The organism is Micromonospora sp. WMMA1947, assembly GCF_027497355.1.
Lineage (GTDB): Bacteria > Actinomycetota > Actinomycetes > Mycobacteriales > Micromonosporaceae > Micromonospora.
The window spans coordinates 894,591-919,193 of record NZ_CP114909.1; the positions used below are offsets into that span (position 1 = coordinate 894,591).

The following is a 24,603-nucleotide window of genomic DNA, read 5'->3' on the forward strand; positions in this document are numbered from 1 at the left end:
GCTCCGGCCAGTCTGCTACGACCGGTCTTCGGTCAGCGGCAGGTAGCTCTCCGGCAGCCAGCGGACGACCACCTTCGGGAAGAGCGTCCCGCCGAGCCGGCGGTAGAAGCGCTGCGCGGCCTCGTTCTCCGGCTTCACCTCCCAGCGGATGACGAGCCGGTCGGCGGCGGCCCGCTCGGCCAGCGCGACCATGAGGTGCCGCCCCACGCCGCCGTCCCGCGCCTCGGCGCGGACGAACAGGTCGTCGAGCGCGAGGATGTCCTCACCGCTCCACATGTGCAGGCGCCGCTGCGCGGAGACGTAGCCGAGCACCTCGCCGTCCCGCTCGGCCAGCAGGACCGTCACGTCGGCACGGCCGAGCACCTCACGCCACCGGTCAGGGCTGGTGCCGACGTGCTCGCTCTCGCCCTCGTGGGCAGCGATCTCCCGGACCAGGGCGTCCACCACGGCCGCGTCGTCCGGGCCGGCCTGTCGGATGCGGATGGCGTCGTTCACGGTACTCTCCCTCGCGTAGGACCTCATGATCATCCTCTGCAGGGCATGCCCGCTGATCCGACATTCGGCCGACGCTGGCCAGCATCTCCGCCGCAACGTCGCCCCCGCTCCCCTCCGGCAGGATTGCGACATGCTCGGCGCAGCCAGTAGGGATCATCGGCCAACTCCGGCCCGCGCCGTTCAGCGACCGGCCCTTCGTCAGGCCATGGACGCAATCGACAGGACAAGTGCTGAATTTCCGCAACCGTCAAGCCCATTTCCGACAGGCCGCCGGGAGCGTATCAGCGATAAGCAAATGCGCCGGGTGAGCGTCGCAGCTGGTCGACGATTTTGCCGGCCAGCTGCGACGACCCTCAGATCAGCCGAGCGAGACGTAGCAATTTACGCCGTCTGATTCGCGGTAGCAGTGAGCATTCTCGTTGTCCTGAATCCGGGTGTAGACGTTAGCGCCCACTCGACGCCAGGAGCCGTCGCGGGATTGCACCCAGTACGCCTCGCTCTGCATCGTGAAGACATCGGTGTCGTTCCAGACGGTCCAACTGTAAGTACGGCCGTTCATGCTGGCAGTTGTGCAGTTGTTGTTGCTGTCCAGGTAGTTGTAGGTCGAGCCAGCGTTCTTGTTCCAGACATCGCAGTTGCCGCCCTGCCCATTCGGGCTGAAGCTGAGGCCCTTGGCGATGACCAGGCCCTGGATGCTGTCATGCCGGATAACGTCTCCGCCCACGACCATCGGCTGAACGTCGTCCGAGGACGCCGGAAGCGGCGCAGAGGGGGCGGCCGAGGCAGGGCCACCGAGGACCGCCGTCCCCAGCGAGGCGACAGCGGCCAGCGCCACCAACGATGGAGCGGATCGGAACTTGATAACAGACATGTGCATCCTCCCGTGACGGCGATCTGGATCTCAGAGCGCCACGAGAGATTTTCGCATGCGCATGCTTCGCTGCGCTGCCCCGCCCGTACGATCAGTAGTCATTTTTTTCGATGGTCCGAAAAATCCGAATCATCTCACCGCAGGGACAGGCGTGGTACGCGGAACACGACGAGCAATGGCACCCGCGAGAGACAAGGTGAATGCGGTACAGGTGGTAAGCAAAGCGGGAAGGCCCTTGAGTTGCTCAGCCAGGTCCGCGGCGGCGCCGGGCGAACCGAAGTCGTATGCCGCCAGGGTCATCGGATACCACCAGTAGGACGCCGGTGCGCCATCCGTCGAGTCGAAGGCAGCGTAGGCGACAAAAGTCAAATCCAATACGGCGATTCCTGCGATGACCATCGCAAGAAGGACGAAGGACCACGGAAGTCGTGGCGTGAGTCGCGCCACGACCATCACCAGTGCGGTCAGCAGCAGTCCCCACGAGACGGTAGCGGCGGCGACGGCCAGCCTGGCTTCTCCGAGAGCCTCCCCCACAATGGGAACCGACGACAGGGCGAGGATGCCGGAGGCAAGTAGAGCCGGAACGATCCACAGCCAGCGCGACATTGACGGCTCCCGGCTCACCCGCCACCCCAGCCAGGCGGCGGCGGCGATCACCGGCACGACGCCGAGCGCAGTCACCGAGGCAACGACCGCCTGACTGGCACCCCCGTCGATGGTGGCCACGACAAGGATGCTGACGGACGCAGCAATCAGCAGCGCCACGCCGAGCACCAGTGGAACAACCAGCACACCGGCCGCCCTGGGTACGCGCGAGCGCGACTGTGGCACGGACATAAGGCTCCCCTGCTCGATGAGGGCACACCACGCGACGTCGGCAAGGTCGCGCGCCGGCCTGGACGATTCGGTCAACAACTCGGCGATCTCCTCGCCGTAACGCTCACGAACAGCCTTCGGATACATCGCCAACGCCAGGCGCACCATAGAAGCTCGTCGAACAGCCAGCATCACGCCAACCCCAGACGAGTCAGGCCTCGTGCTGCCACTGACCGCATGCGCCGCAGCTCGACGCCGAGCGCCTCCCGGCCCGCGGTCGTCAGCTGATAGGGCTTACGTCGCTCAAGCGCGGGCAGGGCCTCGATATAGCCATGTTCCTCGAGACGGCGGATTGCACCGTACAGGGTCCCAGGTCCTGGGCGCTCACTGGTCAGCTCGGCGATATCTCGCTGAATGGCGTAGCCGTGCGCCGGGCCGGCGGCAAGGCTGATCATGACAAGAAGAGCCGGTTCGGAGAATCGTCCAAGGTCAGAGAGGCCTACCATCGCGCCCTCCTATTACGTTGAACGTAGCATCCATCGACGGACAGGCAGTGTCAAGCCCTCGGCGCGAGGAAGGAGGGGAGGAAGACGTGCCACGGAACGAGGCGAACCGGCTTTCCTGCACCCGGTTCCAGAGACGACGAAGGGCGCCCGCCGCTTCCGACAGACGCCCTGATCGCTAAGGGTGGAGCCGAGGGGACTCGAACCCCTGACCCCCACACTGCCAGTGTGGTGCGCTACCAGCTGCGCCACGGCCCCTTGCGGTCGTCCCCGGTCGCCCGGGCACGGAGAGAACTATACACACGCCGACCGGCATGGTCATCTCGCGGGGGGTGCCCCGCACCCGGCTCAGTTCAGTGCCACGTCCGGCGGGAAGTGGGCCACCGCCGCCATCATGCCGCCCTGCCGGCGCAGCACCATCGGCCAGAGATCATCCGGCCGGTCGACGAAGGCGTCACCGGGCAGGGCGTCGAACACGAACCAGGAGCCCTCCTCGATCTCACGCTCCACCTGCCCGGCACCCCAGCCGGAGTAGCCGGCGAACACCCGGATCCCGCCGACGGCCTCGCGCAGCTTCTCCGGGTCGACCGAGAGGTCGATGGTGCCGACCGCGCCGGAGACGCGGTGGAAGCCCTTGACCGGGCGGACGGGGTGTCGCATGCGGGCCAGGCAGATGGCCGAGTCGGGCTGCACCGGGCCGCCCTCGAACAGCACCGCCGGGTCGCCGGCCAGGTCGCTCCAGTCGCCGAGCACGTCGGCCACCGAGACCTCGGTGGCCCGGTTCAGCACCACCCCGAGGGCGCCGCCGGGTTCGTGGGCGACGAGCAGCACGACCGTACGGTCGAAGTTCGGATCCTTGAGCCCGGGTGTCGCGACCAGCAGTCGTCCGGTCATCGACTCCATGGCTCGGCCACCGATCGCCTGCCCCTCACCCTGCATCTCCGACACCCGTCAGCCGTGTGCCCGTACGGGCCCGAGGCTGTCGACCGTCCACCCTGTCAACGCCATGTCACGCACCATAGCCTGCGTCCGGCCCGCTGGTTAAGGTCTGACGGCGGGTGATCGCGACGGATCGAGGGAGGGCCGGATGGCGGCGCAGGCCGAACTGGCAGTGATCGGCGGGTCGGGACTCTACGCCCTGCTCGACGGGGTGGAGCACGTGGTGGACACCCCGTACGGCGAGCCGTCGGGCCCGATCACCGTCGCCGAGGTGGGCGGTCGGCGGGTGGCGTTCCTGCCCCGCCACGGGCGCGATCACCGCTACCCGCCGCACCTGATCCCGTACCGGGCGAACCTGTGGGCGCTGCGGTCGCTGGGCGTACGCCAGGTGCTGGCACCCTGCGCGGTGGGCGGCCTGCGGCCGGAGCTGGGTCCGGGGACGTTCGTGGTGCCGGATCAGTTGATCGACCGCACCAGCGGGCGCACGCAGACGTACTACGACAGGGGTGCGGTGCACGTCTCGTTCGCCGATCCGTACTGCCCGGCCGGGCGGCGCACGCTGCTGGACACGGCGGCCGGGCGGGGCGTACCGGCGGTGGACGGCGGGACGGTGGTCGTGGTCGAGGGTCCGCGCTTCTCGACCCGAGCGGAGTCGCGCTGGTTCGCCTCGATGGGCGGCACGATCGTCAACATGACCGGCCACCCGGAGGCGGTGCTCGCCCGCGAGCTGGCCCTCTGCTACACGTCCATTGCGCTGGTGACGGACCTGGACGCGGGCGTCGAGGCGGGCGAGTCGGTCACCCACGAGGAGGTGTTCCGGGTCTTCGCGGAGAACACCGACCGGCTGCGCGGGCTGCTGCTGGACGCCGTCGCGGCGCTGCCGGCCGAGCGGGAGTGCGAGTGCGGGAACGCGCTGGACGGGATCAAGCTGCCGTTCCCGCTGCCCTGAGCGCGGGAAGCGCCCGAAAAGCCGGCTTCGGCCCGATAGATTCGGCTGGTCGGGGGACAGGGCACCGGGCCGTCTCCGGCATCCGCGCGTGGAACGGAGGCAGCCGGCGATGGCGACGGTGCGGGAGGCGACCTACGACCTGCTGCGCGCACTCGGCCTGACCACTGTCTTCGGCAACCCCGGCTCGACCGAGGAGCCGTTCCTGCAGGAGTTCCCGGCCGACTTCCACTACGTGCACGCGCTCCAGGAGGCGTCGGCGGTCGCGATGGCCGACGGCTACGCCCAGGGCACCGGCCGGCCCGCGCACGTCAACCTGCACACCGCTCCGGGCACCGGCAACGGCATGGGCAACCTGGTCACCGCCTGGCACAACCGGACCCCGCTGATCGTCAGCGCCGGTCAGCAGACCCGCGAGATGCTGCTGATCGAGCCGCGTCTGGCCAGCCCCCGGGCGGTCGAGCTGGCCCAGCCGTACGTCAAGTGGGCCCACGAACCGGCCCGCGCGCAGGACATCCCGGCGGCCTTCATGCGGGCGTACGCCTCGGCGGTGCAACCCCCGGCCGGGCCGGTGTTCCTCTCCCTGCCGATGGACGACTGGGACCGCCCGGCCGATCCGCCGCCGCAGGTGCGTACCGTCGCCACCCGGATCGCGCCGGACCCGGACCGGCTGCGCGGCTTCGCCGAGGCGCTGGCCGCTGCCCGCGCTCCGGCGCTGGTGCTCGGCGCGGCGGTGGACCGGTCGGACGCCTGGCCGGACGCGGTAGCGCTGGCCGAGCGCCTGGCCGCGCCGGTCTGGGCCGCCCCGGCGCCGGAGCGAGCCGTGTTCCCCGAACGGCATCCGCACTTCCGCGGCGTGCTGCCGTACGCGATCGGGCCCTTGTCGGAGGCGTTGCGCGGCCACGACGTGGTGCTGGTGGTGGGCGCGCCGGTGTTCCGCTACTACCCGCACGTGCCGGGCGACTACCTGCCCGGCGACGCGCGGCTGCTGCACGTCACCGACGACCCGGACGAGGCGGCGCGCGCCCCGGTCGGGGAGAGCCTGCTCGGCGACGCTCGCCTGACCATGGCCGCGCTGTGCGAGCTGCTGCCGCCGACCGACCGACAGGCGCCGTCACCGCGCCCGCAACCGGCCCCGCCGGAGCCGACCGACCCGCCGAGCGCCGACGCGCTGTTCGCCGCGCTGGCGGACGCGTGGCCGGCGGACGGGGTGCTGGTGCAGGAGTCGCCGTCCAACCTGGCCGCGCTGCGCCGCCGGCTGCCGATCGAGCGGCCGCGCTCGTACCTGACGATGGCCAGCGGCGGCCTCGGCTTCGGGCTGCCGGCGGCGGTCGGCATGGCGCTCGCCGAACGCGACACCGGGCGCGGCCGCCCGGTCGTCGCGGTGGTCGGCGACGGCTCGTTCCACTACTCGGTCCAGGCGTTGTGGACGGCGGCGCGGCTGCGGCTGCCGCTCGCCGTCGTGGTCCCGGTGAATCAGCAGTACGCGATCCTGAAGGCGTTCGCCGAGCTGAAGCACACCCCTGGTGTGCCGGCGCTGGACCTGCCGGGACTGGACGTCACGGCGGTGGCGCACGGCTACGGCTGCGCCGGTGAGGTGACCACGCTCGACGGGCTCGGCGCGGCACTGGAGGCGGCGCTCACCGCGGACCGGCCGACGGTGCTGCCGGTGCCGATCAGCACCGACGTGCCACGGATCCTGTGAGCCTCAGCCGGGCTGGACGATCAGCGGGGCGCCGCTGCCGGCGTCGAGCACCACGCGCCCGCCCACCGGCGCGGCGAGCGTGACGCTCACCGGCTTCATCACCAGCTGCATGGTGCACGGGCCGGTGGGCGAGACCACGGCGCCGCCGATCACCACCACGTCCGGCCGTTCCAGCACGAGCGGGGTGGGCGGACTGTCGCAGGCGCCGACGCCGAGCACGTAGTCGATGCGGTTGCCCTCGACCGCCCGCAGCTGCTGCGCGGACACCAGGCCCGCCGGGAGCGGCGTGCCGGGCACCGCGCCGCCGGGAACCCGGCCGGTCACGCGCGGCGCGACAGCGACCCGCGCCACGGGTACGGCCAGCTCGTCCACTGTGAACAGCCAGGCGGGCACCTCGGCACGCCCTCGGCTGGTCCACATCGGCGCGCTGCCCAGCCGTACCCCGGTCACGGTGAGCGCGACGCACGGCGTCGGCGCCGACGTCGACACCGGGTCGTTCGGGCCGGGCCGCCCGGTCGGTGCCGGGTCCGGCGCCGCCGGCCGCCCGTCGCACGGCGGTGGGTCGCCCTGACGGAGCTGGGCGTACGCGTCGGCGGCGCTCACCAGCGGCACCCGCAGTGTGCCGTCGGGGAACCGGATCGTGCCGTCCTTCGGTACGGCGGCCGGGATCGGGATCTGGTCCCGGTACCAGCCGGCGCTGAACGCCGTCTTCGCCTCGTCGCTGGCGCCCGGGTCGCCGGTGAGCACCGTCGGCTCCTGAAGCGGCACGTACCCGTCGCGCCAGCCCGGCACGGGTCGCCAGCCGGCGGCCACCTCCTGCGCCCGCTCGGTGAACGCGGGGCGCTGGTCCGGGCCGGTGGGCGGCGTCCGGACGGGAGCGGCGCCGGGCGTGGCGCAGGCGGAGAGGGCCAGCAACGGGATCCCGAGCAGGGCGAGCACGCGACGCATACCCGTTGGACGCGTGCCGGTCCCGGACGGTTCCGCGCTCAGTCCTCGCCGCCGAGATCGGCCTGGTACGCCTCCCAGAGCAGGTCCGCGCCGTGCCGCCGGTGCCGGTCCAGCGCGCGCAGCAGGTCGCGGGTGCGGGCCCGCACCTCCGCGGCGGACACCCCGGGCAGGCGTACGGCGTGCTGGAGCGCGGCGAGCGCCGCGCTGATCGCGGCGTGCTCGCCGACGAGCAGGCGTACGCCCCGGTCCAGGCGTGGCGCGGCGCGCACCAGGTCGGCGTAGTGGCCGCCGGCTCCCTCGGTGACGCGGACGTGTTCGGTGAACCCCCGCCGGACGGGGTCCAGATCGGTGAGAAGTCGCTCCCGCCAACGCGGCCCGGCTATGGCCAGCGCCCGCCCGAGGGCGCGCAGGTCACCGGAGGCGCTCGGGAGTACGGCGGTCGGCTGCTGGATCGGACTGGTGACCATGGGACACCTCCCGCTGCTGGGTGCGAACCCGTATGGCGATGGTGGACCCGGTTTCCGGCGCTGTCCAGCGGTCGGCGCCGCCTCATCTGTCCCTCTGGCCCCAGCGGCCCCAGAGGGCCCAGGAGCCTCAGACGACTGTGCGCCCCGGTCCGGGTGGACGGGGCGCACAGTCTGTGTGGTGGAGGTGCCGGGAATCGAACCCGGGTCCTTCGCCGGTTTGTCAGGGCTTCTCCGAGCGCAGCTCGCTATGCCTCTACTCGGCCCCACCGCTCACGCGAGCAAGTTGGTGTGACGGGCCCAGTCGCTGATTGATCTCGCCGCACGGACCCCGCGACCGGGTCCGATTGGCCAGCCTTCTAGCTGATGCCGGCTAACTGGGTCGAAGGCGCTCCCAGGCCGACAGACTTGCTACTCGCCTCAGGCGGCGAGAGCGAAGTCAGCGCGATTGTTCTTGGCGCTTATTGGTTTCCGACGACCGATTCTCGAGACGACGTCGGCTTCCTCGGCTCGCTTCCCCTGTCGCTGCGTACGAAGTCGAAACCAGTCACCCCCTCGTAGCGCTGCCCCTGTCGGCAGCACACCAAGCCTAACGCCTGGCGCAACCGGTTTCATCCCGAGGCCCACCCGACGCGGACTACCGGACGAACCGGACGAATCACTCAGCCATGCCCTTGCCGCGCCGGCCCACCGCCCGGGCGATCTCCTTGGCGGCGTCCCGCTTCGCCAGGTCCTGGCGCTTGTCGTACGACTTCTTACCCCGGGCCAGGCCGATCTCCACCTTCGCCCAGCCGTCGGAGAAGTAGACCTGCAACGGCACCAGCGTCAGGCCGCTCTCCTTGAGCTTGCCCAGCAGCCGGTCGATCTCGATCCGGTTGAGCAGCAGCTTGCGGGTGCGCCGGGGCTCGTGGTTGGTCCAGGTGCCCTGCGCGTACTCCGGGATGTGCATGGCGTGCAGGTAGATCTCGCCGTCGCGCTCCTGGGCGAACGCGTCCACGAGCGACGCCCGCCCGGCCCGCAGCGACTTGACCTCGGTGCCGGTGAGCGCCATGCCCGCCTCGTACGTGTCGAGGATGGCGTAGTCGTGGCGTGCCTTCTTGTTGGAGGCGACCACCTTGCGACCCTTTTCCCGTGGCATCGGCGCCACCCCCTTCCTGATCGACTCGCCGGCCACCGGCCGGCGAGCGGAGATCATGCTACCGGAACCACAAGGGCCCTCCCGCGCCGTTTATTCCGGCGCGGAAGGGCCCTCGGTGAGCCGTACGAGGTGGCTAGACCCGCAGGTAGAAGCGGAGCGTGACCCAGGCGGTGACCGCGCTGACCACGCCACCGACGGCGGCCATCAGCGGGAAGGTCAGGAAGATCTCGGACCAGGAGATCGGGGTGATCAGGCCCTCCAGGGCGGCCATCGAGCTGCCGGCCGCCACCACCTTCACTCCGATCAACGCGAGCAGGCCGAGGATGGAGCCGAACAGACCGGCCACCACCGCCTCCAGCACGAACGGCGCCTGGATGAACCAGTTCGACGCGCCGACGAGCTTCATGACCGCCACCTCACGCCGCTTGCTGTAGGCGGCGACCTGGATGGTGTTCGCGACGAGCAGCAGGGCGGCGATGGCCATCACGGTGGCGATCGCGAGCGCTCCGTTCTGGAAGCCGCTCAGCACGCCGAAGACCTTGTCGAGCAGCTTGCTCTGGTCGACGATCGTGTCGATGCCCTCGGTGGCCTTGTACTTGTCGTAGATCGCCTTGTACTGCTCCGGGTCGTTCAGCTTCACCCGGTACGACTCGGGAAGCTGGTCCGGCTTGACGGCGCTGACCAGGTCCGGGGCGTCGGCGTACATCTGCTGGAAGCGCTCGTACGCCTGCTCCTTGTTGACGTACGTCGAGTCCTTGACCAGCGGGTCCTGGCCGAGCTGCTGACCCAGCGCGTCGACCTGTTCCTTGGTGGCATCGGTCTTCAGGAAGATCGAGACCTCGACGTTCTCGTAGTAGAGGTCCTTCATGTCGCCGACCTTCTGGTAGAGAAGGCCGCTGCCGCCCAGCATGAACAGCGACACCGCCATTGTGATGATCATGGCGATGGTCATGGTGACGTTGCGCCACAGCCCGACCAGTACTTCGGACAGGACGTACTTCATCCGCATCGGGATATCCTCCGGCTCTCCGGCGTGAGGTTTCGTCGTCAGGGTCTACGGAACGTCGTCCGGCTCAGCCGTAGACGCCCCGGGCCTGGTCGCGCACGATGCGGCCGCTCTCGATCTCGATGACCCGGCGCCGCATCTGGTTCACGATGTTGGAGTCGTGCGTGACCATCACGACGGTCGTGCCGGTGCGGTTGATCCGGTCCAGCAGGCGCATGATCTCGATCGAGGTGTCCGGGTCCAGGTTTCCGGTCGGCTCGTCGGCCAGCAGGATCAGCGGCCGGTTGACGAACGCCCGGGCCACCGCGACACGCTGCTGCTCACCACCGGACAGCTCGTGCGGGTAGCGGTGCTCCTTGCCGCCGAGACCGACCAGCTCCAGCACCTCCGGCACGACCCGGCGGGCGACCGCCTTCGTCTTACCGATCACCTCCAGCGCGAACGCCACGTTCTCGTACGCCGTGCGGTTCGGCAGCAACCGGAAGTCCTGGAAGACGCAGCCGATGGAACGCCGGAAGTGGGGTCGCTTCCAGGAACGCATCGACGTGACGTCCTTGCCGTTGACGACGACCCGGCCCTTGTTGGGCGTGACCTCGTGCAGCAGCAACTTGATGATGGTGGACTTGCCGGAGCCGGATGGACCGATGAAGAAGACGAACTCGCCCTTCTCGATCGAGACGGACACGTTGTCGAGCGAAGGCCGGGACGCCTTCGGGTACGTCTTCGTCACTTGCTCAAGCTGAATCACGGGTCGGTAGTCTACGCGGTGTAACCGCAGAGCCAAGCCCCACGCCCCGCAGAAGCGGTGCGCGTCATCGATTTACCCGGTCAGACCGAGATCGATGACGCGCTGCGTCCAATCGTGATCACGCACTGTCAGCGCTGAGCTGCTGCTGCTTCCGCCAGCGGATTCCCGCCTCGATGAAGCTGTCCAGGTCACCGTCGAAGACCGAGGACGGATTGCCCGTCTCCTGTTCGGTACGCAGATCCTTCACCATCTGATACGGGTGCAGGACGTACGAGCGCATCTGGTCGCCCCACGAGCTGGTGCTGCCGGTCTTCAGGCCGGCCAGCTTCTCCTCCTCCTCCTGCCGCTTGCGCTCCAGCAGCCGGGCCTGGAGCACCCGCATCGCGGAGGCCTTGTTCTGCAGCTGGGACTTCTCGTTCTGGCAGGTCACCACGATGCCGGTGGGGATGTGGGTCAGCCGCACCGCCGAGTCGGTGGTGTTGACGCTCTGCCCACCCGGCCCGGAGGACCGGTAGACGTCCACCCGGACCTCGTTCTCCGGGATGTCGATGTGGTCGGTCTGCTCGGTGACCGGCAGCACCTCGACCCCGGCGAAGCTGGTCTGCCGGCGGCCCTGGTTGTCGAACGGGCTGATCCGCACCAGCCGGTGCGTGCCGGACTCCACGCTCAGCGTGCCGTAGGCGTAGGGCACCTTCACCGTGAAGGTGGCCGACTTCAGGCCCGCCTCCTCGGCGTACGAGGTCTCGTAGACCTCGGTCGGGTAGCCGTGCCGCTCGGCCCAGCGCAGGTACATCCGCAGCAGCATCTCGGCGAAGTCGGCGGCGTCCACGCCACCGGCGCCGGCCCGGATCGCGACGAGCGCCTCCCGCGAGTCGTACTCGCCGGAGAGCAGCGTGCGGACCTCCATCTCCTGGATGGCCTTGGTCAGCCCGGCGATCTCCGACTCGACCTCGGTCAGCACGCCCGGGTCGTCCTCGGCCTGGGCCAGCTCCAGCAACACCCCGGCGTCGTCGAGCCGGGAGCGCAGGTCACCGAGCTTGGTGATCTCGCCGTTGACGTACGACAGCTGCGACGTCACCTGCTGCGCCTTGGCCTGGTCGTCCCAGAGGTCGGGCGCGGAGGCCTCCTGCTCCAGCCGGGCCTTCTGCTCGCGCAGCTTGTCGAGGTCGAGCACAGCCTCGATGTTGCGCAGCGTGGCGTCGAGTTCCTTGAGCTGTTCGGCGTAATCGGCAGCGGTCACGACAGACAAGACTACTGCGTCGTTCCGTCAACCTGTTGCAGGTGGTCAGCCGACCGGCGCGGTCTTCAGCCAGGACAGCGCCGCCTTGTGGTAGGCGACGGCGAACTCCAGCGCGCTGGCGTCGTAGCTGTCGCCTTCCTTCTTGGCGTTCTTGACCTGCTCCCGCACCGCCGCCAGGGCCTCGGTGTGGTACTCGTTCGCCGAGGCGTACAGGTTCTTGAGCTGGCTCGACGAGTGCAGGTTGCCGAACGCGATCCGTAGCGCTATCGGGTTACGGATGGTGTCCTTGCCGGGATTCTCCGCCAGCCAGCGGGAGAATGTCCGTTTCCCGGCCGCCGTCAGCGCGTACGGCTGGCTCATCCGCGGCCCGGGCTTACCGAGACGCACCAGACCCTTCTCGGCCAGGACCGGCAGCTCCCGGTAGACCTGACTGCGGGTCATCGACCAGTACGGCGCCAGCCGGCGCTCAGCGGCGGCCATCAACTGGCCGCCAGTCATCGGGCCGTCGTGCAGCAGACCGAGCAGAGCTGCTGCCGTCGGGTTGACTCCGGATTCCGCCATGCCCTCTAAGCTGCCACTTTGTCGGCTCTGGCGTCCAGGATTTGCTCATTTCGGCACCCGATGACGGGTCCGATGTGCACTGTCGGATGAGGAAGAGGGCCCGCCCCGGCCGGGACGGGCCCTCCGGCGAGTGCCTCAGCCCATGTGCGGGTAGCCGTGATCGGTCGGCGGAACGAACGTCTCCTTGATCGTCCGCGGCGACATCCAGCGGACCAGGTTGTGCCAGGAACCCGCCTTGTCGTTGGTGCCGCTGGCCCGGGCGCCGCCGAACGGCTGCTGCCCGACCACCGCGCCGGTCGGCTTGTCGTTGATGTAGAAGTTGCCCGCCGCGTACCGCATCTTCTCCGCCACCTGGTCGACCACCCGGCGATCGGTCGCGAAGATCGACCCGGTCAGCGCGTACGGCGCGATCGACTCGGCCTGGGCGACCACCTCGTCGAAGCGGGCGTCGTCGAAGACGTGCACGCCGAGGATCGGCCCGAAGTACTCGGTGGTGAACGTCTCGTGCGCGGCGTCGGAGCACTCGAACAGCGTCGGCCGGACGAACCAGCCGACCGAGTCGTCGGCGGTGCCCCCGGCCAGGATGCGGCAGGAGTCGTCACCCTTGATCAGCTCCAGCGCGGCGGTGTGCCGGCCGAACGCCTTGTCGTCGATCACCGCGCCGCCGAAGTTGCTGAAGTCGGTCACGTCGCCGTAGGTAAGCGAGTCGGCGGTGGCGGCGAGCCGGTCGCGCAGCCCAGCCTCCCAGATCGAGCGCGGGACGTACGCCCGCGAGGCGGCCGAGCACTTCTGCCCCTGGTACTCGTAGGCGCCCCGGATCAGCGCGGTGTGCAGCGCGTCCACGTCGGCGCTGGTGTGCGCCACCACGAAGTCCTTGCCGCCGGTCTCGCCGACCAGCCGGGGGTAGCCCCGGTAGCGGGCGATGTTGTCGCCGACGGTCTTCCACAGGTGCTGGAACACCTTCGTCGAGCCGGTGAAGTGGATGCCGGCGAGATCCGGGTCGGCGAGGACCACCTCGGAGACCTCCTCGCCGCGCCCGGTGACCATGTTGATCACGCCGGGCGGCAGGCCGGCGGCCTCGAACAGGCGCATGGTGAAGTGCGCCGCGAACTGCTGCGTCGGGGACGGCTTCCAGACCACCGTGTTGCCGAGCATGGCCGGCGCGGACGGCAGGTTGCCGGCGATCGCGGTGAAGTTGAACGGGGTGATCGCGTAGACGAAGCCCTCCAGCGGCCGGTGGTCGAGGCGGTTCCAGACCCCGGACGAGGACAGCGGCTGCTCGGCCAGGAGCCGCCGGGCGAAGTGCACGTTGAAGCGGAGGAAGTCGATCAGCTCGCACGCCGAGTCGATCTCGGCCTGGACGGCGGTCTTGGACTGACCGAGCATGGTGGCCGCGTTGAGCGTGTCCCGCCAGGGGCCGGCCAGCAGGTCGGCCGCGCGCAGGAAGATCGCGGCCCGCTCCTCGAACGGCAGCGCGCGCCACATCGGGGCGGCGTCCTTGGCGGCCTGCACGGCGGCGCGGGCGTCGTCGTGGGTGGCGTGCCCGGTGACGCCGAGGACGTGCGCGTGCTTGTGCGGCTGCACCACGTCGATCGACGCGCCGCCGGCCATCCGCCGCTCGCCGGCGATCGTCATCGGCAGCTCGATCCGCTCGGCGGCCAGTTCAGCCAGCCGCCGCTGGAGCCGTTCCCGGTCGGCGCTGCCGGGCTCGTAGTTATGCACCGGCTCGTTGAGCGGCTCGGGTACGGAGAACACGGCGTCCATCTCAGGCTCCTGGCGATCTCGACGGCGACGGCGAAACCGGACCCGCGGGCGCCGGCCGGGTGGCCGGACGCCGGACACCGCGGGGTGGGGCGGCGGCGGGACCTGGCCCGATTCTGTCACGAGGCGGCCCCGCGGGACGCGCCTGCCCGAGACACCGGACAGCCCGGCCGTCTCCGGAGCTTCGGCCGCAGCCCACCCACAACCGACGAAACATCGGAGTACGCGACAACACGTCGTTGATCCTTCGGCGCGCGTCGTCCGAGGGCGACCCGAGCCCCGCCCGCCCGAGCAGCGGCGGCACGCCGCGTACGCTGGATGACCGGTGACCTGCCCGGCCCGGCGCGGGGCGATCCGGCGACCGTCGAAGGGGAGACGATGAGCAACCAGCCCGGCAGCTCCGCGGCCGCGGAGACGGACGAGCCCGAGGCCGTCGAGCCGTCAGCCGGCGAGGCGACCACGGACGAGGCCGCCTCGACCGGGCGCCCGGAGTTCGCCCCCGGTGCCGTCGCGCTCGCCCTGGTCTCGATCGGCTGGCTCGCCGCCATGCTCTGGTCCACCCGCGAGGCGATCCACTCCACGGCTGCCGGCGTCACCGCGATCAGTCTCTCCGCGTACGCGCTGCCCGGCGTCATCACCGCGGCGCTCGTCACCGGCGCCACCGTCGCCCTGCTCGCGACCAACCGGCTGGGCCGCGCCACGCTCCGCTTCCTGGCCGCCGTCGGCACCGGCCTCCTGGTCGGGCTCGTCACCGCGGTGGCGATCAACCTGACGTACGCGGACAACGCCACCACGAACACCATCGCCGGCACCGCTGCGGCAGCCGCGATCATCGGCGGGGCGATGGCCGGCGCGCGCCAGGCCCGGGTGGTCGGCGCGATCACCCTCGCGACCCTCACCGCGCAGATCTTCGTGGTGCTGTTCAGCCGCGCCCGCGACCCGCTCTCCGACCTGTTCGGCGCCGGGGAGACCCAGCAGTCCGTGCTCGACGCGGCGAAGTGGGTCTCGCGTACCGAATCGTTGCTCGCCGGACTCCTCGCCGGCCTGGCCGCGTACCTCTATCTCACCTGGTCCCGGCGCCGGGCGGAGCGCCGCGACGGCGTGGCGTCGCCGCTGCGCTGGCCGGCGTACCTGGTGGCCGGAGCGGGCGCAGGCCTGCTCCTGCTGCTCACCGAGGTGATCATCCGGATCGGCGGGCGCGGGCTGCTCGACCTGGCCGCAGCGCTCAGCGAGGCCGACGAGGTGGCGCAGACCGCGCTCGGCACCTCGCGGGTGGACAACGGGATCTGGGTGCTCTTCGTCGGCGCGCTGACCACGCTCATCGTCTTCGGACGCACGCTCGACCCGCGCCCGCAGGACGACGACGAGGGCGAGCCCACGGCCTGACGTCAGCCGGCCTCGCGCAGCAGCAGGTCCAGCTCGGTCACGTCGTACCACTCCAGTTCGTGGTCCTCGGCGCCGTCGACGGTGAACTGGGCGTCCGGGTCGCCGGCCTGGGCCTCCACCACCACGTCGACGGCGGCGGCCACGTCCTCGACCGCGTCCGTGCCGTCCACGTGCAGCGCGGCGACCGACTTCACCGGCACCGGCCCGGCCGGCCGGACCACGCTCGACCCCAGCTCGCCGCCGACCCGCCCGACCGCACGGGCCGGCAGGTCGGCCGAGACCACCACCCGTCGTCGGGGCGCGGCGGGGTCGTGCCGGAGCAGGAGCAGCGCGTCCTGGGCGGCCCGGGTGAAGGCCACGTACTCCAGTTCCTCCTCGTCGCCCTCGGCGTACCACTCGCGCAGCTCCGGGGTCACGGCGTGCGCCGCCTCGGCGCTCAGCCCCTCCTCGCGCAGCCGGGCGAGCATGGGAACGGTCGCCGGCAGGTACACCCGGACAAGCTCGTCGGTCACCGGTCACTCCCACACTCAGGCCGATCGTCGGCGGACGCCGACTCCGGGCGCCGATCATGCCGTACGCCGAGACCGTCATACACCCGGCACCGGCGCGGGTGAAGTCTCCCGCCGGTGTGTCTCCCGAACGGGCATGCGGCGACGTCACCCGGTGATGGCAAACTTAAGCAAACGCAATCAACCCCGGGAGTCACCGTGGAGTCGAGGTTCCTGCTGCTGTCCGACGTCGCCGCCGAGCTGAACGTCTCGGACTCGCAGGTCTACCACATGGTCCGCAGCGGCGAACTGCCCGCGATCAAGATCGGCGGCCGGGGCCAGTGGCGGGTCGAGCGCGCCCGGCTGGAGGAATACATCGAGCGCAAGTACGCCGAGACCGCCGAGTGGGTACGCGGCAACCCGCTCGGCGACCGGGACGACGAGTGACTCCCCGCTGACCGTGGGCCATTGACGACCGTCACACACGTCCGGGAAGATGAGAGTTGTCGGAGGCAAACGAAGGCAAACGCAAGGATCTGAGATGGTCGACACCCGCCGTCCCCGCGCAACCCGCCCGCCGGTCCGTCTCCGGCCCGCCCCGCCGCTCGACCCGCCCTGCGTCGACGAGGAGCCGCTGTGGAGTCCCGTCGGGCAGCTCACCCTCGACCTGACCGATCCGCGCCGAGGTGCCCCCGCACGCCCCGCCGGTCGCGCCCCGGACCCGGCGGTCGCCTGGCCACGCTGGACCGGCACCCCCGCGTCAGCCCTCGCGTCCGCCACGCCCGAGGGAGCCCGGGCCGCGCACCGGTTCGTCCGCACCTTCCTGGAGATCGTCAACGGCTTCCGGCCACCCGGCCAGCTCCGGCCGCTCTGCGTGCCCGAGTCGGCCGGCCCGGTCGCGGCCGAGCTGACCCGGGCGGCCCGCCGGGTGACCCCGGTCCGCCGCCGTACCGCCCGGCCAGCCCTGCTGCTGCGGCGCCTGCGGGTCTGCGAACCCCGAGCGGGTGCGGTCGAGGCCACCGCCGTGTTCGCCGGCGCCGGTGGCGCGAGCTGGGCCGTCGCGATACGCCTGGAACGCCGCCGAGGCACCTGGCTGTGCCTCGTCCTCGACGTCCTCTGAGCCCTCGTCGTCACCCCCGGACCTGGCTGGACGTGACGCGGCCACCCGAGCCGATCCGTGAGCGGGCGCAGGCTCCCGGCTCCCGGCTCCCGGCTCCCGGCTCCCGGCTCCCGGCTCCCGGCTCCCGGCTCCCGGCTCCCGGCTCCCGGCTCCCGGCTCCCGGCTCCCGGCTCCCGGCGAGATCTTGGTACCAAACGGCCCCCAGAGGGGCCATTTGGTACCAAGATCTTCGCCAATCCCACCACGCGGAACGTGAGTCTCGCCTGACGGAAGGCTCGTCGCGGCAACCAGCCGCACGAGGATCTCCGGCCCACACCCGCGCCTCCACCGGCGGCGATCTTGCACTTTCGGTCCCCCGATAACGGCACGAAACGGGCACGATGAGGGCCGAAACTGCAAGATCGCGGGGCAGGCCGGGCGGGCGGGGACGGGCGAGGGGCCCCGGCCGGGAGGCCGGGGCCCGTCGGGGCGCTCGTTCGGGGGTCAGTTGCCGCCGTTGGGCGAACCGTGGCAGCGCTTGTACTTGCGGCCCGAGCCACACGGGCAGGGCGCGTTACGGGACGGGCCCTCGCCGCCGTCGACCTGGCCCGGGGCGGCCCGCCGGGCGGTGCTCGCGGCGACCGCCTGGCCGCTCGCCCCGGCCGCCGCACCCGGCGTGCGGCGCGACGTGGAGGCGGCCGGGCGCTCGGAGGACTGCTGGCCGATGCCGAGCGCCGGCGCCTGCTGCTCGGGCCGCTCGATCACCGGGGCTCCCCGGCCGGCCTCGCCGTCCACCGACGGTGCGGAGTACTGCAGGCCCTGCTGCTGCGGCGCGCGGTTGAGACCCTTGGCCCGGATCTCCACCGGCTTCTCCAGCAGTGCGACCTCCTCGGCCTCCGGCTCCGCCTCCTCGACCTGCACCTCCAGGTTGTAGAGGAAGCCGACCGTCTCCTCCTTGATGCCGTCCATCATGGAGGCGAACATGTCGAAGCCCTCGCGCTGGTACTCGATGACCGGGTCGCGCTGGGCGTACGCCCGCAGGCTGATGCCCTCCTGGAGGTAGTCCATCTCGTAGAGGTGCTCGCGCCACTTACGGTCGATCACCTGGAGCAGGACCATGCGCTCGAGCTGGCGTACCGCCTCCTCGCCGAGGTTCTCCTCACGCTTGTCGTACGCGGCGTGCGCGTCCTCCTTGAGGCGGGCGAGCAGGAAGTCCTGGTCGATGCCGGAGCGGGAACCGACCTCCTCCTCCAGCTCGTCGATGGTGATCCCGACCGGGTAGAGCTGCTTCAGGCTCGACCAGAGCTGCTCGAGGTCCCAGTCCTCGGCGTAGCCGTCGCTCGTCGCGCCGACCACGTACGCGGTCACCACGTCGTCGATCATGTTGCGGACCTGGTCGGACAGGTCCTCACCGTTGAGCACCCGGAGGCGCTCGGCGTAGATCACCTGGCGCTGCTTGTTCAGCACCTCGTCGTACTTGAGGACGTTCTTGCGGATCTCGGCGTTCTGGCCCTCGATCTGGGCCTGGGCGCTCCTGATCTGGCGGGTGACCATCTTCGACTCGATGGGCACGTCCTCCGGGATGTTGAAGCGGTCCATCACCGCCTCGACCGCGCCGGCCCGGAAGCGCTTCATCAGCTCGTCCTGTAGCGACAGGTAGAAGCGGGACTCGCCCGGGTCACCCTGCCGGCCGGCGCGACCGCGCAGCTGGTTGTCGATCCGGCGGGACTCGTGCCGCTCGGTGCCCAGCACGTAGAGCCCACCGGCGGCGGCCACCTCCTCCGCCTCGGCGTCGCACGCCTGCTTCCAGGTCGGAAGGATCTCCTCCAGAGCCTTGGCGTACTCCTCCGGCTGCTCGACCGGGTCGAGCCCGCGCTGGCGCAGCTCGTTCGCGGCGAGGAACTCGGGGTTGCCGCCGAGCAGGATGTCCGTACCACGGCCGGCCATGTTGGTCGCGACGGTGACCGCGCCCTTGCGCCCGGCCTGCGCGACGATCTCCGCTTCCTTGGCGTGGAACTTCGCGTTCAGCACCGAGTGCGGGATGCCGCGGCGGCGCAGCATGTGCGACAGGATCTCGGAGTTCTCCACCGAGACGGTGCCGACCAGCACCGGCTGGCCCTGCTCGTGCCGCTCGGCGATGTCCTCGACGACGGCGTTGAACTTGGCCTTCTCGGTCTTGTAGATGACGTCGGGCCGGTCGAGCCGGACCATCGGCCGGTGCGTCGGGATGGTCACGACGCCGACCTTGTAGACCTTGTTGAACTCGCCCGCCTCGGTCTGGGCGGTACCGGTCATGCCGGAGAGCTTCTCGTAGAGGCGGAAGTAGTTCTGGAGGGTGATGGTGGCCAGGGTCTGGTTCTCCTGCTTGATCTCCACCCCCTCCTTGGCCTCGATCGCCTGGTGCATGCCCTCGTTGTAGCGGCGGCCGTGCAGGATGCGGCCGGTGAACTCGTCGACGATCAGGACCTCACCGTCGTTGACGATGTAGTCCTTGTCGCGCTTGTAGAGCTCCTTGGCCTTGATCGCGTTGTTCAGGTAGCCCACCAGCGGGGTGTTCACCGACTCGTAGAGGTTGTCGATGCCCAGGCGGTCCTCCACCTTGGCCACGCCGCGCTCGGTGATCGCGATGGTGCGCTTGGCGTAGTCGACCTCGTAGTCGCCCTCGCCGTCGGTGCCGGGCTGGAGCCGGGCCACCACCGTGGCGAACTCCTGGTACCACCGGGCGGAGTGCTCGGCCGGACCGGAGATGATCAGCGGGGTACGCGCCTCGTCGATCAGGATCGAGTCGACCTCGTCGACCACGGCGAAGAAGTGGCCGCGCTGGACCAGCTCGTCCTTCGACCAGGCCATGTTGTCGCGCAGGTAGTCGAAGCCGAACTCGTTGTTCGTGCCGTAGGTGATGTCGCACTCGTAGGCCGCGCGGTGCTCGCTCGCGGGCCGGTTGGGCAGCACCACGCCGACGCGCAGGCCGAGGAACTCGTGGACGCGGCCCATCCAGGCGGCGTCGCGCTCGGCCAGGTAGTCGTTCACGGTGATCACGTGCACGCCCTTGCCGGCGAGCGCGTTCAGGTAGACCGGCATGACCGAGGTGAGCGTCTTGCCCTCACCGGTCTTCATCTCGGCGATGTTGCCGAAGTGCAGCGCCGCGCCACCCATCACCTGGACGTCGTAGGGGCGCTGGCCGAGCACCCGCGAGGCGGCCTCGCGGCACACCGCGAACGCCTCGGGCAGCAGGTCGTCGAGGGTCTCGCCATCCTCGAGCCGCTCCTTGAACTGCTCGGTCATGGCGCTCAGCTCGTCGTCGCTGAGGTTGACGTAGTCGTCCTCGATCGAGTTGACGGCGGCAGCGATGGCCTTCAGCCGACGCACCATGCGGCCCTCGCCGGCGCGAAGGAACTTTTCCAGAATCGACACGGATCAACGCTCCCCTAGACGGTCTCGAACCATCGTAGGCGCTCCGACGCGACGATGGTCACTGGTGGCGGCGGTCCGGGCCCCGGAACCCGACATAACGCCGCGACCGTCCGCCACCGGCCGCTAATCGGGTTACGCCGTGCGCGAACGATCCGGCACGATGGCTCGGATGGAGCCTGTGGAGATCATCGAGGACGGCCTGCTGCTGCGCCCGTGGCGTGCGGAGGACGCCGACGCGGTGTACCGCGCCTGCCAGGATCCGGACATCCAGCGCTGGACCACCGTACCTCGCCCGTACCTGCCGGAGCACGCGACCGAGTACGTCACCACGATCAGCGCCACCGCCTGGGCCGAGGGCACCGGGGCGCTGTTCGCGGTCTGCGACGCCGGCACCGGTGAGCTGCTCGCCTCGTTCGGCCTGGTCTCCGTCGACCGCGCGCGGGACTCGGCCGAGGTGGGCTACTGGACCGCGCCGTGGGCCCGGGGCCGGGGCGTCGCGGTCCGCGCCACCCGCGCGCTCGCCCGCTGGGCGTTCGACGCGCTCAAGCTGCGCCGGCTCACCTGGCAGGCCGAGATCGGCAACCACGCCTCCCGGCTGGTCGCGCTGCGCGCCGGCTTCCGGATCGAGGGTGAGCTGCGTTTGGCCCACCCCTCCGAGGGTGGCCGGCCCGAGGGCTGGATCGGCTCGCTGCTCCCCGGCGAGGTCGCCGCTGCGGGCGACCCGGTCCCCTACGGCCCGGACACGCTCCAGGCCCGCCGCGCGGCGGTCTTCGGCCGGCCGCAGCCGGTCCTGTTCGCCACCGCCGGGGCCACCGAGCTGCGACTGCGGGCGCTGGAGGAACGCGACCTGGCCGCGGTGACCCGTACCTGCCAGGACGAGCAGACGATCCGCTGGACCACGGTGCCGCACCCGTACCGGCCGGAGCACGCGGAGGGTTTCCTGCGCGACCTGGTGCGCCCGGCCTGGGCGCGGGGCACCGCCGCGACGTTCGCCGTGGCCGACCCGGACGACACCTACGTCGCCTCGATCGACCTGCGCATCCTCCCCAACGACCCGCTGGTGGCCGACGTGGGCTACATGACCGCGCCGCACGCCCGCGGCCGGGGCTACCTGCCGGCCGCGCTCACCGCTGTCTGCGCCTGGGGCTTCACCACGCTCGGCCTGGCCCGGATCGAGTGGCGCGCGAACGTGGGCAACACCGCCTCCCGGCGGGCCGCCGAGAAGGCCGGTTTCACCGTCGAGGGCACGCTGCGCGGCGGCGTCCAGCACCGCGGCGAGCGGCAGGACGTCTGGATCGGCGCCCTGCTGCCGGGTGACCTGACGTGACGCCGGAGACGATCGAGGGGTACGGCGTACGGCTGCGGCCGTGCCACCTCGCGGACGTACCGGACATGGTGGCCGGGTGCGCCGACCCGGAGATCCGCCGGTTCATGCCCCTGCTGCCCGATCCCTACGACGAAGACGCCGCCCGCTGGTGGATCACCGAGGGCGCGCCGGCCGCGTGGGCGGCGGGTGGGTCCGCGTACACGATCGCCGACCCGGACAGCGACCGGCTGCTCGGCAGCATCGGTCTGACCCGGCTCAGCGCGGAGCGGGCGACGTACGAGATCGGCTACTGGGTGGGACCGGCGGCGCGCGGCCGGGGTGTGGCCACGGCCGCCACCCGGCTGCTGACCGAGCGGGCGTTCGCCGCCGGGGCGGCCCGGCTGGAACTGCTGACCCGGACCGAGAACGTGGCGAGCCAGCGCATTGCCCTGGCCTGCGGCTACCGGCACGAGGGCGTACGCCGGGCGGCGGGCACGGACGCGGGCGGCGTACGCCAGGATCTGATCGCCTGGGTGCGGGTGGCCGACGACCCGCCCGGGCCGGTCGCCCGCCTGCTGCCGGACCTGCCGGACGGCCGGCTCACCGACGGCGTGGTGACGCTGCGCCCGGTGGAGCCGGCGGACACGGACGCGCTGTACCGGCTGCACTCGCTGCCGGAGGTGGTGGCGAACCGGGTGCCGCCGGTGCCGCCGCAGCGGGCGGCGCTCGCGCGCCGCTGCCGGCTGGCGGCGAGCCGCTGGCTGGCCGGCGAGGCCGCCGACCTGGCGATCCTCGACGCTGCCACCGGCGCTGTGGTGGGCGGCTGCGCGTTGTTCTACGACGAGCCCGCCACCGGCCAGGCGATGATCGGCTACAGCCTGCTGCCCGAGGCGCGCGGGCGCGGGCTGGCGGCCCGGACGGTCCGGCTGGTCGCCGGGTGGGCGTTCGGCATCGGGGTGGCCCGGCTCTGGGCCGGCACACGGCCGGACAACATCGCCTCGCAGCGGGTGCTGGAACGGGCCGGCTTCCGGCGGGAAGGGCTGTTGCGCGGCCGGCTGCCGGGCCCGGACGGCGTCCGCGTCGACTCGGTGGTCTACGGCCGGCTGGCCGCCGACGAGAACTGAGGACGGGCCCCACGCGGGGCCCGTCCTCACCGGTCAAGGGGTCACGCGTCGAGCTGGATGATCCCGTAGTCGTACGCGTGCCGCCGGTAGACCACGCTCGGGCGGCCGGACTCCTTGTCCTGGAACAGGTAGAAGTCGTGACCGACCAGTTCCATCTGGAACAGCGCGTCGTCGACGGTCATCGGTTCGGCGGGGTGGACCTTCGCCCGGGCGATGTGCCACGGCTGGTCGTCGGGTTCGCTGTAGCTGCCCTCGTCGGGCCGTTCGGCGACCGCTGTGGCGGTGCCGGTGCCGTCGAGCGCCGCCAGGCCGGGGCCGTCGAGGTCGGCCACGGGCAGGCCGGCGGTCGCGGCGGCCACGGAGATCGGCGCATGCCGCCCGCGGTGTACCCGGCGACGGTCCGCCGCGCGCCGGAATCGCGTGTCCAGCTTGGCGATGGCGGCGTCGAGCGCGCTGTAGAAGTCGTTCGTGCAGGCCTCGGCCCGGATCACCGGGCCGCGCGTCACGCACGTGATCTCCACCCGCTGGCAGGTGTCCGCCTGGCGTGGATTGCGCTCGTGGAACAACTCGACGTCCACGCGAATGAGCTTCTGGTCGTAGCGTTCGATTTTCGCGAGCTTCTCGGCTACGTGCACCCGGTAATGGTCCGGCACTTCGACGTTACGGCCCTTGACCACGATGTCCACGTGACCTCCCTTGTTCGGACGGTCGTTCGGTCCGGATCAGATCCGGTCGACGCACCCGGGAGGGCCCCGCTCGGCGTCGACCGGTGTTGTTCGGCTACGCCTCCTTCCAGTGCCGGGGGAAGGTTGGATCCTCACTACCCCCGACACCGAAACGCTAACTCCTGTACGGCCACCCGTCACCCCTGGTTGCCGAAGGCGGTCGCGAAATTTAACAGCTCATACACCATGGGGTGAAACGGATACACGAAGCGTCACCGAACGCGCCGCTTTTGCGTTGCGGCGAGCACCGCCGCGGCCTTTGGCGTCATTCCCGCGCGGTGCAACATCCGGCTCACCGCCGCCAGCGTGGCGCCGGTGGTGACGATGTCGTCGAGCAGCACGACGGTCTCCCCCGGGCGGTCCGCGGCAGGCGGGCGGCGCAACCGGAACGCCGCCTCGGCCGCGGCGGCCCGCCCCGCGCTGTCCAGCCCCACCGAGTCGGTGCGGGGCAGGGCCCGGAGCGGGCGCAGCACACGTACCGGCCAGCCGGCCGCGCGCAACCGGGCCGCCGCCGGGCGCACCAGCCGGTCCAGGTGGTCGCCGTAGCGGGCCCGGGCGGCGCGGGCGGTGTCCGGCACCGCCACCAGCGTCACCGGGCCGGGCGGCCCGGCCGCCGTCGCCACCACCTCGGCCAGCAGCGCGCCCAACGGCCGGGCCAGCCCGTGCCGGCCCCGTTCCTTGTACGCCAGCAGCCCTTCGCGCAGCGCACCGCCGTACGGGCCGAGCGCGACGCAGGGCGGCAGGCCGGGCGGAGCCGGATCGGGCCGGGTGGGGGCGGGACGCAGCGACTCCAGTTCCCGCACGCAGCCGCCGCAGAAGCCGTGCCGCAGCCGTACCGATCCCGCGCCGCAGCCCGCGCACCCGGCGGGCAGCACGAGGTCGGTCAGGTCCGACCAGAGCCCGCCCAGGTCACGCACGGC

The 24,603-nt window shown here is 71.2% G+C and carries 24 protein-coding genes, 1 tRNA gene and 1 other RNA gene; 7 read left to right on the top strand and 19 right to left on the bottom strand.

The window, feature by feature from the left end; all coding sequences use genetic code 11:
• Positions 1 to 15 precede the first annotated feature (15 nt).
• The 6 genes from O7604_RS04265 to O7604_RS04290 form a co-directional block, all read right to left on the bottom strand.
• Positions 16 to 495, bottom strand: coding sequence for a GNAT family N-acetyltransferase (locus tag O7604_RS04265; protein WP_269701975.1), 480 nt, complete (start codon positions 493 to 495; stop codon positions 16 to 18).
• Between the two features lie 358 nt (positions 496 to 853).
• The gene (locus O7604_RS04270; RefSeq protein WP_269701977.1) at positions 854 to 1,333 is read right to left on the bottom strand and encodes a hypothetical protein; all 480 of its coding nucleotides are present in this window, start codon (positions 1,331 to 1,333) and stop codon (positions 854 to 856) included.
• A gap of 162 nt (positions 1,334 to 1,495) precedes the next feature.
• The gene (locus O7604_RS04275) at positions 1,496 to 2,350 is read right to left on the bottom strand and encodes a hypothetical protein (RefSeq protein WP_269701979.1); all 855 of its coding nucleotides are present in this window, start codon (positions 2,348 to 2,350) and stop codon (positions 1,496 to 1,498) included.
• Positions 2,351 to 2,373: 23 nt separating this feature from the next.
• Entirely contained in the window at positions 2,374 to 2,637 is a 264-nt protein-coding gene (locus O7604_RS04280) for a PadR family transcriptional regulator (RefSeq protein WP_281578925.1), read from the bottom strand.
• A 233-nt stretch (positions 2,638 to 2,870) separates the two neighbouring features.
• Positions 2,871 to 2,943: transfer RNA gene (locus O7604_RS04285), tRNA-Ala, on the bottom strand.
• Positions 2,944 to 3,033: 90 nt separating this feature from the next.
• The gene (locus O7604_RS04290; RefSeq protein WP_018787607.1) at positions 3,034 to 3,624 is read right to left on the bottom strand and encodes a YqgE/AlgH family protein; all 591 of its coding nucleotides are present in this window, start codon (positions 3,622 to 3,624) and stop codon (positions 3,034 to 3,036) included.
• 148 nt (positions 3,625 to 3,772) lie between these two features.
• Between O7604_RS04290 and O7604_RS04295 the strand changes: the two genes are divergently transcribed.
• Positions 3,773 to 4,573, top strand: coding sequence for an S-methyl-5'-thioadenosine phosphorylase (locus tag O7604_RS04295; protein WP_269701983.1), 801 nt, complete (start codon positions 3,773 to 3,775; stop codon positions 4,571 to 4,573).
• A 109-nt stretch (positions 4,574 to 4,682) separates the two neighbouring features.
• Positions 4,683 to 6,275: a benzoylformate decarboxylase gene (mdlC, locus tag O7604_RS04300; protein ID WP_281578926.1), complete on the top strand. Its 1,593-nt coding sequence runs from the start codon at positions 4,683 to 4,685 to the stop codon at positions 6,273 to 6,275.
• Positions 6,276 to 6,278: 3 nt separating this feature from the next.
• Here the strand turns inward: mdlC and O7604_RS04305 are convergent, their stop codons facing one another.
• From O7604_RS04305 to pruA, 9 genes are all read right to left on the bottom strand, one after another.
• A complete protein-coding gene (locus O7604_RS04305) occupies positions 6,279 to 7,223 on the bottom strand; it encodes a hypothetical protein (protein ID WP_269701986.1) in 945 nt (314 codons plus the stop codon).
• Positions 7,224 to 7,261: 38 nt separating this feature from the next.
• A complete protein-coding gene (locus O7604_RS04310; protein ID WP_281578927.1) occupies positions 7,262 to 7,690 on the bottom strand; it encodes a hypothetical protein in 429 nt (142 codons plus the stop codon).
• A 176-nt stretch (positions 7,691 to 7,866) separates the two neighbouring features.
• Positions 7,867 to 8,242, bottom strand: a transfer-messenger RNA (tmRNA) gene (gene ssrA / locus O7604_RS04315).
• A 103-nt stretch (positions 8,243 to 8,345) separates the two neighbouring features.
• On the bottom strand, positions 8,346 to 8,825 hold the full coding sequence (gene smpB / locus O7604_RS04320) for an SsrA-binding protein SmpB (protein WP_030501421.1): 480 nt from the start codon (positions 8,823 to 8,825) through the stop codon (positions 8,346 to 8,348).
• Positions 8,826 to 8,958: 133 nt separating this feature from the next.
• On the bottom strand, positions 8,959 to 9,834 hold the full coding sequence (gene ftsX / locus O7604_RS04325; protein ID WP_091418746.1) for a permease-like cell division protein FtsX: 876 nt from the start codon (positions 9,832 to 9,834) through the stop codon (positions 8,959 to 8,961).
• Positions 9,835 to 9,898: 64 nt separating this feature from the next.
• On the bottom strand, positions 9,899 to 10,579 hold the full coding sequence (gene ftsE / locus O7604_RS04330; RefSeq protein ID WP_013284225.1) for a cell division ATP-binding protein FtsE: 681 nt from the start codon (positions 10,577 to 10,579) through the stop codon (positions 9,899 to 9,901).
• Between the two features lie 118 nt (positions 10,580 to 10,697).
• The gene (gene prfB / locus O7604_RS04335; protein WP_128137586.1) at positions 10,698 to 11,819 is read right to left on the bottom strand and encodes a peptide chain release factor 2; all 1,122 of its coding nucleotides are present in this window, start codon (positions 11,817 to 11,819) and stop codon (positions 10,698 to 10,700) included.
• Between the two features lie 45 nt (positions 11,820 to 11,864).
• Entirely contained in the window at positions 11,865 to 12,380 is a 516-nt protein-coding gene (locus O7604_RS04340; protein WP_216932198.1) for a PadR family transcriptional regulator, read from the bottom strand.
• Between the two features lie 135 nt (positions 12,381 to 12,515).
• A complete protein-coding gene (pruA, locus tag O7604_RS04345) occupies positions 12,516 to 14,144 on the bottom strand; it encodes an L-glutamate gamma-semialdehyde dehydrogenase (RefSeq protein ID WP_281578928.1) in 1,629 nt (542 codons plus the stop codon).
• 375 nt (positions 14,145 to 14,519) lie between these two features.
• On the opposite strand from pruA, the gene O7604_RS04350 reads away from it, so the two are divergent.
• The gene (locus O7604_RS04350; protein WP_269706910.1) at positions 14,520 to 15,527 is read left to right on the top strand and encodes a hypothetical protein; all 1,008 of its coding nucleotides are present in this window, start codon (positions 14,520 to 14,522) and stop codon (positions 15,525 to 15,527) included.
• Between the two features lie 2 nt (positions 15,528 to 15,529).
• Here O7604_RS04350 and O7604_RS04355 read toward each other — a convergent pair whose 3' ends face one another.
• A complete protein-coding gene (locus O7604_RS04355) occupies positions 15,530 to 16,039 on the bottom strand; it encodes a hypothetical protein (protein ID WP_281578929.1) in 510 nt (169 codons plus the stop codon).
• Positions 16,040 to 16,234: 195 nt separating this feature from the next.
• Here O7604_RS04355 and O7604_RS04360 point away from each other — a divergent pair, with 195 nt between their 5' ends.
• Together O7604_RS04360 and O7604_RS04365 are read left to right on the top strand one after the other, a co-directional pair.
• The gene (locus O7604_RS04360) at positions 16,235 to 16,462 is read left to right on the top strand and encodes a helix-turn-helix domain-containing protein (protein ID WP_269701998.1); all 228 of its coding nucleotides are present in this window, start codon (positions 16,235 to 16,237) and stop codon (positions 16,460 to 16,462) included.
• A 94-nt stretch (positions 16,463 to 16,556) separates the two neighbouring features.
• Complete coding sequence (locus O7604_RS04365; protein WP_281578930.1) at positions 16,557 to 17,135, top strand: Rv3235 family protein; 579 nt, start codon at positions 16,557 to 16,559, stop codon at positions 17,133 to 17,135.
• A 483-nt stretch (positions 17,136 to 17,618) separates the two neighbouring features.
• On the opposite strand, the gene secA is transcribed toward O7604_RS04365, so the two are convergent.
• Positions 17,619 to 20,528, bottom strand: coding sequence for a preprotein translocase subunit SecA (gene secA / locus O7604_RS04370; protein WP_281578931.1), 2,910 nt, complete (start codon positions 20,526 to 20,528; stop codon positions 17,619 to 17,621).
• Between the two features lie 169 nt (positions 20,529 to 20,697).
• On the opposite strand from secA, the gene O7604_RS04375 reads away from it, so the two are divergent.
• Both O7604_RS04375 and O7604_RS04380 read left to right on the top strand, forming a co-directional pair.
• Entirely contained in the window at positions 20,698 to 21,855 is a 1,158-nt protein-coding gene (locus O7604_RS04375) for a GNAT family N-acetyltransferase (RefSeq protein ID WP_281578932.1), read from the top strand.
• On the top strand, positions 21,852 to 22,958 hold the full coding sequence (locus O7604_RS04380) for a GNAT family N-acetyltransferase (RefSeq protein ID WP_281578933.1): 1,107 nt from the start codon (positions 21,852 to 21,854) through the stop codon (positions 22,956 to 22,958). Before O7604_RS04375 ends, O7604_RS04380 begins: the two co-directional genes overlap by 4 nt.
• A gap of 41 nt (positions 22,959 to 22,999) precedes the next feature.
• On the opposite strand, the gene raiA is transcribed toward O7604_RS04380, so the two are convergent.
• Positions 23,000 to 23,644: a ribosome-associated translation inhibitor RaiA gene (gene raiA / locus O7604_RS04385; RefSeq protein WP_281578934.1), complete on the bottom strand. Its 645-nt coding sequence runs from the start codon at positions 23,642 to 23,644 to the stop codon at positions 23,000 to 23,002.
• A gap of 251 nt (positions 23,645 to 23,895) precedes the next feature.
• Positions 23,896 to 24,600 carry a phosphoribosyltransferase family protein gene (locus tag O7604_RS04390; protein ID WP_269702011.1) on the bottom strand — a complete coding sequence of 235 codons (705 nt, stop codon included), beginning with the start codon at positions 24,598 to 24,600 and terminating at the stop codon, positions 23,896 to 23,898.
• Positions 24,601 to 24,603 lie beyond the last annotated feature (3 nt).